Here is a 9419-nt window from a genome sequence, read left to right as displayed (position 1 = left end):
GGAGCGTGCGCCGAGTCGTAAGATAATCAGGCCTTTCTATCTGCGTCCGCACTGCTTTTGAACACCCCTCCCTCACTGACGTTTTCCAAGCTTGGCTGCACTCGGGGTGGCAGGCAACTTTTCAAAGACCTGGATTGCCAACTGGAGGCCGGAAACTGGCTGTACGTGGCGGGAGCCAACGGCGTCGGCAAAACCAGCCTGCTGCGCATGGTCTGCGGCCTGGCCTCCATTGAAACCGGTGACATTCTCTGGAACGGCAGCCCCATTGATGGGCAGCGCGACGCCTATCGGCAGGACCTTTGCTACCTTGGCCACCTGAACGCCTTGCAAGAATCCATGACGGTCGATGAAAACCTGGCTTTCATAACGGCCCTGGGCGGGTTTGCCCCCGACAAAACACAGATGCAAGCGGTGCTGAGCCGCTTTGGCCTGCGCGGGCGCGGCAGGCAACTGGTGCGCCACCTGTCCCAGGGACAAAAGCGACGTGTTGCCTTGTCGCGGTTGGCGCTCAGCCCGGCGCGGCTGTGGGTGCTGGATGAGCCCTATGTGGCCATGGACGAAGCCGGTATTGGCCTGTTGGCAGAGTTGATTGCCAAGCACCTTGAAGCTGGCGGGTTGGCGGTGCTGACCAGTCACCAGCGTGTGCCGATTGGAAATATTCCAGCGCAAATGCTGGAGTTGCAAGCGGCATGAGCAACGCCGTGAAACCTGTCGGTCTGGGCTATGTGCTGCTGGCCATGCTCGGGCGTGAAATTTCGCTGGGAATGCGGCAAAAGGGCGAGGTCTTGACCCCGCTGGTGTTTTTTGTCGTGATCGCCAGCTTGTTTCCTCTCGGGGTTGGCCCTGAGTCTGCGTTGTTGCTGCGCATGGCGCCCGGCGTGTTGTGGGTCAGTGCCCTGCTGGCCGCCATGCTGTCGCTGCAGCGCATGTTTGCCACCGATTACGCCGACGGGTCCCTCGAGCAGATGGCGCTCTCCAGTACGCCGCTGGCCCTGCTGGTGCTGGCCAAGGCGCTGGCCCATTTTTTGATGGCAGGCTTGCCGCTGGTCCTGATGGCACCGGTGCTGGGCTTGCAGTTTGGTCTCGATTCCCGGGCTTTGGGCATCTTGATGCTGTCGCTGCTGCTGGGCACACCCACCTTGAGCCTGATTGGCAGCATTGGTGCCGCGCTGACCTTGGGCGTACGGGGTGCAGGGGTATTGCTGTCATTGCTGATTTTGCCGTTGTATATTCCGGTCTTGATTTTTGGTGCGGGCGCGGTTGGAGCCGATGCAGCCGGGCTGGGCATTGGCGGCCACTTGTCGCTGATGTCGGCCTTGCTGGTTCTCTCGCTTTTCTTCTGTCCCCTGGCTACGGCAGCCGCTTTGAGGATTTCCCTGGAATGAAAACACGCGCGATTCATTGGTTCAAGTTCTCTTCACCGCAAAACTTCTATTTTCTGGCCGGCAAGATGTGGCCGTGGTTTGCCGCATTGGCGACCATACTGGCCGTGGTGGGCTTGTGGATATCATTTTTTGTCGCGCCCATTGACGCCCAGCAAGGCCAGGGTTATCGCATCATTTTTGTCCATGTGCCGACCTCCCAAATGTCCATGTTCATCTACCTGGTGATGGCGGGTTGGGCCGCCTTCGGGCTGGCCTTCAACACGCGCCTTTCAGGCATGATGGCCTCGGCGTTGGCCCCGACGGGTGCGCTGTTTGCTTTTTTGTCGCTGGCCACCGGCTCCCTGTGGGGAAAACCGATGTGGGGAACCTGGTGGGTTTGGGACGCCAGGCTGACCTCCACACTGATTTTGCTGTTTTTGTATCTGGGCTTTCTGGCCTTGCAAGCCTCCATCGACGACCCGCGCCGCGCAGACAAAGCCTGTGCCATCCTGGCCATCGTGGGTGCTGTGAACGTGCCCATCATTTATTTCTCGGTCAAATGGTGGAACACCCTGCATCAAGGCGCCTCGGTCTCCCTGAAAGGCTCGTCCATGGCTTCCACCATGCTGGCCGGCATGCTGATCATGGTGCTGGCCTTCTGGATGTACACCATCGCCATTTCGCTGGTGCGGGTGCGCAATATTATTCTCGACCGCGAGCGTCATACGGAGTGGGTTAAACATGCAGTGGCTTAGCGTTGAAGATTTTTTCCACATGGGCGGCTACGCCTTCTATGTCTGGGGCAGCTTCGGACTTACAGCTTTGGTCGTGGTGGCTGAAATTCTGCTGGTGCGCGCCAAACGGCGTGAGATTTTGCGAAACCTTTTGAACGAAAACGACTCACACCAAGATTAAACACAGCCATGACCATGAAACCTCGTCACAAACGCACCGCCATGATTATTGGCGCCCTGGCCGCCATTTCCCTGGCCGCCTATTTTGTCCTCAATGCCTTCCAGAGCAATCTGGTGTTTTTCTTTACCCCAAGCCAGGTTGGCGCCGGTGAGGCGCCGCAAAACCGCACCTTTCGGGTTGGCGGACTGGTCAAGGAAGGCTCGGTCAAGCGCGACAACCTGACGGTGGCATTCATCGTGACCGACAGCCTCAAGGATGTGCCTGTCAGCTACACCGGCATCCTGCCTGACCTGTTCCGTGAAGGCAAAGGCGTGGTGGCGCAAGGCCAACTCGGCACCGACGGCAAGTTCACCGCATCGGAAGTGCTGGCCAAGCATGATGAAAACTACATGCCGCCCGAAGCCCAGCACGCTCTGGACCAGGCAGAGATCGAAAAAGCCGGCAGCACGCTGAAGTAACTCACTGGTCACCGACCAGCTTTTTTTCAAACCCAGAGGCGCACCATGATCCCTGAAATTGGACATTTCGCATTGATTCTTGCCCTACCGGTTGCCACCGTGCTGGGCATCCTGAGCTTGGCGGGCGGCCAGACCGGTCGCGCCGACTGGATTGCTTTGGCACGACCCGGCGCCCAGGTTTTGTGGTGGCTCACCGCCTTTTCTTTTCTGTGCCTGACCTACTCGTTTTACGTCAACGACTTCTCGGTGTCGTACGTGGCCAATCACTCCAATACGATGTTGCCTGTGCTGTACCGCATCTCTGCGGTTTGGGGCGGCCACGAGGGTTCCCTGCTGCTGTGGTTGCTGATGCTGTGCGGTTGGATGATGGCCGTTTCCATTTTTTCACGCCAGTTGCCTGATGTGATGGTGGCGCGTGTGCTGGGTGTGCTGGGGCTGATTGCCGTGGGTTTTCTGCTCTTCATGTTGATCACGTCCAACCCGTTTGCGCGCCTGAGCGAGATCCCGGCTGATGGCCGCGATCTGAACCCCTTGTTGCAAGACCCTGGCCTGGTGTTCCACCCACCCATGCTTTACATGGGGTACGTTGGCCTGGCCATCCCGTTTGCCTTCTCGATTGCCGCCCTGCTCAGTGGCCGACTCGACGCTGCGTGGGCGCGCTGGACCCGACCCTGGGCCACCGCTGCCTGGATCTGCCTGACCATTGGCATTGCTTTGGGTTCGTGGTGGGCCTATTACGAACTGGGCTGGGGCGGCTGGTGGTTTTGGGATCCGGTTGAAAACGCCTCGTTCCTGCCCTGGCTGATCTGCACCGCATTGATCCACTCCCTGGCAGTCACAGAAAAACGTGGCCTGTTCAGAAGCTGGACCATCATGCTGTCGCTGATTGCTTTCTCGCTGAGTTTGCTCGGCACCTTCCTGGTGCGATCGGGTGTGCTGACCTCGGTCCACGCCTTTGCCACGGACCCAAAACGGGGTGTCTTCATCCTGCTGTTCCTGACAGTGGTGGTTGGCGGCTCGCTGATCCTGTTTGCCACACGCTCCGGCAAGGTCAGGGCTGGCGGCTCTTTCTCGCTGGTATCCCGCGAAACGTTTCTGCTGGTCAACAATGTCTTGCTGACGACAGCCGCCGCCGCGGTGCTGCTGGGCACCCTCTATCCGCTGTTCATTGACGCCCTGAACCTGGGCAAGCTGTCGGTCGGACCGCCCTACTTCAACGCCGTTTTTGTACCGCTCATGTTGCCCGTGCTTTTGTTCATGGTGATTGGCAGTTATGCGCGCTGGAAAAATGACACCGTCGCCAACCTGGCTCAAAAACTGCGCCCGGTTGCCATCGTGTCGGTGCTGCTGGGCTGCACCGCGCCATTGCTGGCAGGTCACTGGTCGGCATTGGTGGCCTTGGGTCTGACCCTGTCGATCTGGATCGTGCTGGCATCCGCAGTGCAGATCTACCGGCAACTCAAAGACACCGCAAACTGGAAATCCACCCCGATTTCCTATTGGGGAATGCACGTCGCCCACATCGGCATTGCCGTGTGCGTGGTCGGCATCACCATGGTCGAAGGCTATGAAACCGAAAAAGACGTGCGCATGACTATTGGCGACACTGTGGCTGTGGGCGGCTATACCTTCCGCCTCACAGGTATTGACCAAGTGCCCGGCCCCAATTACAAGGCTGACCGGGGCAGTGTGGAGTTGATCAAGGACGACAAGGTTTTGCGGGTGCTTCACCCTGAAAAGCGAACCTACTTTTCATCCACCATGCCCATGACAGAAGCCGCCATCGACAGTGGCCCAACCCGTGACGTGTATGTGTCGCTGGGCGAGCGTCTGGAGGGCGATGGCAAACCGGCCTGGGCCGTGCGGGTCTACCACAAGCCGTTCATCACCTGGATCTGGATGGGTTGCTTCCTGATGGCCATCGGCGGTGGCATGGCCGCCGCCGACAAACGTTATCGGAAAAAAGTGGCTGCCAAGTTGAACCTAAATGGCGTCAAAGGCGCCGCCGCATGAAGAAGGCCTATATTCCGCTGGGAATTTTTGCGGTTCTTCTGGTGTTTCTGGCCATCGGGCTGACCCGTGACCCGAGTGAAATTCCGTCTCCCCTGATCGGCAAACCTGCGCCGGCATTTACCGCTCCGGTGCTTGGCAAACCAGGTGAGACATTTTCAAACAAGGACATGCTGGGTCAGGTGTGGCTGCTCAACACCTGGGCCTCGTGGTGCGTCGCCTGCCGGGTGGAGCACCCACTGCTGGTTGAATTTGTCAAGACCAACCCGTTGCCCATCATCGGTCTGGACTACAAAGACAAGGAAGCCGACGGCCTGCAGTGGCTGGCCCGCTTTGGCAACCCCTACACCCACACCATCGTGGACGCCGACGGACGCATCGGCATTGACTTTGGTGTGTACGGTGTGCCAGAGAGTTTCCTGATCGACAAGCAGGGCATCATTCGCTACAAACAAATTGGTCCATTCACCGAAGAAGCCTTGCGTGACAAACTGGTGCCCCTGATCAAGGAACTGCAACTATGAGACTCCTGATCGCCCTCTTTCTCGCGCTGCAATGCGCCATTGGCGCTCACGCCAAGGAAGCCGCTCCACTGGCGGAAGATCCGGTCGTCGAACAACGCCTGCTCATCATTGCCGAAGAATTGCGCTGCCTGGTGTGCCAGAACGAGTCCCTGGCCGGATCCCGTGCTGACCTGGCAATGGATTTGCGCCGCGAAGTTCGCACCTTGATCAAGGATGGCAAGACCGACGCTGAAATCAAGGAATTTCTGGTCAACCGTTATGGCGACTTCGTGTTGTACCGGCCCCCGGTCAAACCCACCACCTGGTTGCTGTGGTTTGGACCGCTGCTGTTGTTGATTGGCGCCATCTGGTTGCTGATCAGCGCCATCAAGCGCTCTCAAAGCCAGAAAAATGCACCTGTGCTCGACACTGCCCAGCGCGCCAAGGCGCAAGCTCTCCTTCAAGAAACTGACTCTCCCAAATGACTTTATTTATCGGTATTTCAGTGTTGTTGACACTGTTGGTGGTGGCTTGGCTGGTCTGGTCGCTGCTGCGCACGGCAACCGCCGATGGCATTTCGAGTGAACGCCTGAATGCGTCCATTCACCGCGATCAGCTGCTGGCACTCGAAGCAGATCTGGCGCGCGGTGTTATCAGCCAGCAGGATTTCGAAACTACACGCGACGAATTGCAATTGCGCCTGCTCGATGACACGGAGAGTTATGAAGCCGTTCCGCGGCAAAGAACCACCGGCTTCTGGTCAGCCAAACGCACCGCCACTGCGATTGCCATTACTTTGCCGGTGATGGCTTTGGGCCTCTATCTGCAATTGGGCACACCTGAAGCCATGAACCCTGCCGCTTCAGGCCACGAAAAAAATGAGCAGCTTGTGCAAATGGTTGACAGCCTGGCAGCACGGCTCAAGGACAACCCGGATGACAGCAAGGGATGGGCAGTACTCGCCCGCTCCTACAAGGCGCTTGGACGGTTCGAAGAATCAAGACAAGCCTTTGAAAAAGCTGGTGATGTCGTTAAAACTGATCCTGACCTGCTGATTGACCACGCCGATGTGCTGGGTGTTCTTGCCGGCAACAGCCTGGTCGGCAAGCCAGAGCAGATGATCGAAGAGGCATTGCGCATGGACCCGCAACACCCCATGAGTTTGATGATGGCGGGGGTCGCCTCCTACCAGGGTGGCAACTATCCGAAAGCCGTGACTTACTGGGAACAACTACTCCCCCTGTTGCAACCGGGCTCGCCGGATGCCCAGCAGGTGCAAGCCAATATTGACGAGGCGCGCGCCATGGGTGGCCAGCCTGCCGCCGCGAGCAACCTGCTGCCATCCGTGCCAGAGGGCGCAGCAGCCGGCATGACACCGGACAAGATCAACAACATGGTGGATCGACTGGCAGCGCGCCTTAAAGAAAACCCGGATGACTTGGCCGGCTGGGCCCGACTCGCGCGTGCCTACAAGGTGCAAAATCGCCTCGACGAAGCCATCGCTGCTTATGCCAAAACTGGAAAACTGCTCGATACTGATCCCGATTTACTGACGCAATATGCCGACACTCTGGCCATGAGCAGCAGGAGCCTGCAGGGAAAGCCGAGTGAACTGATCAACAAAGCCCTTGCCATTTCACCCACACACCCCATGGCGCTCATGATGGCAGGGCAAGCAGCTTACCAAAGTGGTAACTTTGCAAAGGCCATTAACCATTGGCAAACTGCACTCACTGTCTTGCCAGTCAATTCGCCAGATATCGCTCCCATCAAAGCAGAAATTGCCGATGCCAAGCAAAGAATGGGAACCACTGGCAAGCCTTGAAAATCCTTTTTTCCTCAAGCCCGGTTGATACCGGGCTTTTTTTTGGTCAAAAATAAAGTGTATAAACATGTGGATAACAAATCTCTTAGCTGATAGTTATCCACAGATATGAAAAAATTCATAAATTATCCAAGTTTGGTGAGCAAATCAAAAGCACAGTGACCAACATCCAGACACAGAGTTCAAGTAATTGATTTATATGAATAATTATGAGTTATCCACCACTCTTCGACCTCCTTATCTACTACGACTACTTTAAAATAATACCTCTAAGTAAAGACAAATAACAAAATTCAGGGGACATCTTTCAGAATCTAAAGTCTTTTTAAAACTCTGTGCATAGAGTCAAAAAAAATGGTGCTTCGCCTGCTTTTGACAGTTTGATCAAGTAACATTTGGCTCGTGGCGATCGAAATCACTGATCCACCAAAACTCATACGGCTGTTTCCCCCATTTTTTGTTTAGGTCCCGTGGCACATTCCTTTGAAATCAAAAGCACCCAGCTGCCATTGGTGGCATTGATGCTGAAGACACCTGACATTGCGCAAACCATTGACGACATCAATGCACAGTTTGGGCCCGGCAGCCCCAGCCCTGATTTTTTTGACCACGATCCCATGGTGCTGGACTTTTCCAGGCTTGAATTGCAAGGCATTGATCTAAAACTCACCAAGCTGTTGGTCACTCTTGAAGCCTGCCGGCTCAAGCCGATTGCCTTTCGCAACGCTACGCCAACAACAGCGGCCGCCGCCCTGGGCTGTGGTTTGATCGAAGCCCCCGCAGACCTGCCTCGTGGCAAACCCCTCAATCAAAAGAAAAATTCTGAAAAACCTGCGCCAGAAACAGTGCGTGAAGTGGTTCGCGAAGTGGTGCGAGAAGTGCCCGGTGCTGCCACGCTGGTGATTGACAAGCCCTTGCGTTCAGGGCAGAAGGTATACGCGCGGGGTGCTGATCTGGTGGTGCTGGCCATGGTCAACATGGGCGCCGAGGTGGTGGCGGATGGCAATATTCACGTGTATGCCCCACTGCGCGGCAAAGCCATGGCGGGCGCCAGCGGCAACACGCAAGCTAGAATTTTTTCACTGTGTCTGGAGCCGGAGTTGATTTCCATTGCGGGTGTTTACCGCACCAGCGAAAATCCACTTCCCAACGACATTCATGGCAAGCCTGCGCAAGTGCGCTTGAGCAACGATGGGCAGGACAAACTGCTCTTTGAAGCCCTGAACCCGTAAATTTTTTCTTTGAAAGATTCCTAAAACATGGCAAAAATTATTGTGGTGACTTCGGGCAAGGGAGGCGTTGGAAAAACCACCACCAGCGCCAGTTTCTCGACCGGCCTGGCAATGCGTGGCCACAAAACTGCTGTCATTGACTTTGATGTCGGGCTGCGCAACCTCGACCTGATCATGGGGTGCGAGCGTCGCGTGGTCTATGACCTGATCAATGTCATCCACGGCGAAGCCAATCTGAACCAGGCACTGATCAAAGACAAGCAGTGTGACAAACTGTATGTGCTGGCGGCTTCGCAAACGCGTGACAAGGATGCCCTGACCAAAGAGGGTGTTGAAAAAGTGCTGACAGATCTGGCGGCCATGGACTTTGAGTTTATTGTTTGCGACTCACCTGCCGGCATTGAAACGGGTGCCTTGATGGCCATGCATTTTGCCGATGAGGCTTTGGTGGTGACCAACCCTGAAGTGTCCTCAGTGCGCGATTCAGACCGCATTCTTGGCATGCTCTCCAGCAAGACCCGCCGCGCCATGGAAGGGCTTGAGCCCATCAAGGAGCACCTGCTGATCACCCGTTACAACCCGGCGCGCGTGAATCAGGGACAAATGCTGTCCTTGCAGGACATCAAAGACATCTTGCGTATCAAACTGATTGGTGTGATTCCAGAAAGTGAGGCCGTGCTGCAGGCTTCCAACCAGGGTGTGCCAGCCGTTCACATGGAGGGAAGTGACGTGTCCGAAGCCTACAAAGATGTGATTGACCGTTTCCTGGGTGAAGAAAAACCGATGCGTTTTACCGAACCACCCAAACAAGGTTTGTTTAAACGCCTGTTCGGAGGGAAATGACACCATGTCTTTTTTCTCATTTTTCCTGGGCGAAAAAAAGAAAACCGCCAGTCTTGCCAAAGAGCGACTGCAGATCATCCTGGCGCATGAGCGCAATGGCCGCAGCCCGGCGACTCCTGATTATTTACCCGACCTGCAACGGGAACTGATCGCCGTCATCAGCAAGTACATCAAGATTAACCCTGATGACATCAAGGTCAACCTGGAGCGGCAGGACAATCTGGAAGTCTTGGAAGTGAAGATCGAGTTGCCTGACGCCAGATAAGTTC

Annotated in this window: 12 protein-coding genes; all 12 read left to right on the top strand. The window is 56.1% G+C overall.

The annotated features are described in order from the left end of the window. Positions 1-57: 57 nt before the first annotated feature. The 12 genes from ccmA to minE all read left to right on the top strand — a co-directional run bounded on the left by ccmA (position 58) and on the right by minE (position 9415). A complete protein-coding gene (gene ccmA / locus GPS82_RS02545; RefSeq protein ID WP_296490649.1) occupies positions 58-693 on the top strand; it encodes a cytochrome c biogenesis heme-transporting ATPase CcmA in 636 nt (211 codons plus the stop codon). Next, positions 690-1385, top strand: a complete 696-nt coding sequence (ccmB, locus tag GPS82_RS02540; RefSeq protein ID WP_296490648.1) for a heme exporter protein CcmB — start codon at positions 690-692, stop codon at positions 1383-1385. Before ccmA ends, ccmB begins: the two co-directional genes overlap by 4 nt. Beyond that, positions 1382-2119, top strand: coding sequence for a heme ABC transporter permease CcmC (gene ccmC, locus GPS82_RS02535; RefSeq protein WP_296490647.1), 738 nt, complete (start codon positions 1382-1384; stop codon positions 2117-2119). The genes ccmB and ccmC overlap by 4 nt, the downstream gene beginning before the upstream one ends. Continuing rightward, positions 2106-2279 (top strand): heme exporter protein CcmD, encoded by a 174-nt coding sequence (gene ccmD, locus GPS82_RS02530; RefSeq protein WP_296490646.1) that lies wholly within the window; start codon positions 2106-2108, stop codon positions 2277-2279. The genes ccmC and ccmD overlap by 14 nt, the downstream gene beginning before the upstream one ends. Positions 2280-2293: 14 nt before the next feature. Continuing rightward, positions 2294-2737, top strand: coding sequence for a cytochrome c maturation protein CcmE (gene ccmE, locus GPS82_RS02525; protein WP_296490645.1), 444 nt, complete (start codon positions 2294-2296; stop codon positions 2735-2737). Between the two features lie 45 nt (positions 2738-2782). Then, complete coding sequence (locus tag GPS82_RS02520; RefSeq protein WP_296490644.1) at positions 2783-4750, top strand: heme lyase CcmF/NrfE family subunit; 1968 nt, start codon at positions 2783-2785, stop codon at positions 4748-4750. Further along, positions 4747-5271 (top strand): DsbE family thiol:disulfide interchange protein, encoded by a 525-nt coding sequence (locus GPS82_RS02515; RefSeq protein WP_296490642.1) that lies wholly within the window; start codon positions 4747-4749, stop codon positions 5269-5271. The genes GPS82_RS02520 and GPS82_RS02515 overlap by 4 nt, the downstream gene beginning before the upstream one ends. Continuing rightward, positions 5268-5735, top strand: coding sequence for a cytochrome c-type biogenesis protein (locus tag GPS82_RS02510; RefSeq protein WP_296490641.1), 468 nt, complete (start codon positions 5268-5270; stop codon positions 5733-5735). Before GPS82_RS02515 ends, GPS82_RS02510 begins: the two co-directional genes overlap by 4 nt. Next, the gene (gene ccmI / locus GPS82_RS02505) at positions 5732-7075 is read left to right on the top strand and encodes a c-type cytochrome biogenesis protein CcmI (RefSeq protein ID WP_296490640.1); all 1344 of its coding nucleotides are present in this window, start codon (positions 5732-5734) and stop codon (positions 7073-7075) included. Before GPS82_RS02510 ends, ccmI begins: the two co-directional genes overlap by 4 nt. A 452-nt stretch (positions 7076-7527) precedes the next feature. Then, the gene (gene minC, locus GPS82_RS02500) at positions 7528-8307 is read left to right on the top strand and encodes a septum site-determining protein MinC (RefSeq protein ID WP_296490652.1); all 780 of its coding nucleotides are present in this window, start codon (positions 7528-7530) and stop codon (positions 8305-8307) included. A gap of 27 nt (positions 8308-8334) precedes the next feature. Then, the gene (gene minD, locus GPS82_RS02495) at positions 8335-9150 is read left to right on the top strand and encodes a septum site-determining protein MinD (protein ID WP_296490639.1); all 816 of its coding nucleotides are present in this window, start codon (positions 8335-8337) and stop codon (positions 9148-9150) included. A 4-nt stretch (positions 9151-9154) separates the two neighbouring features. Next, a complete protein-coding gene (gene minE / locus GPS82_RS02490) occupies positions 9155-9415 on the top strand; it encodes a cell division topological specificity factor MinE (RefSeq protein WP_296163054.1) in 261 nt (86 codons plus the stop codon). Positions 9416-9419: the final 4 nt, after the last annotated feature.

This window comes from Rhodoferax sp. (assembly GCF_011391645.1).
Classification (GTDB): Bacteria; Pseudomonadota; Gammaproteobacteria; order Burkholderiales; family Burkholderiaceae_C; genus Rhodoferax.
Note: the sequence above shows the minus strand (reverse complement) of the source record. Positions and strands in the feature narration are given on the sequence as shown.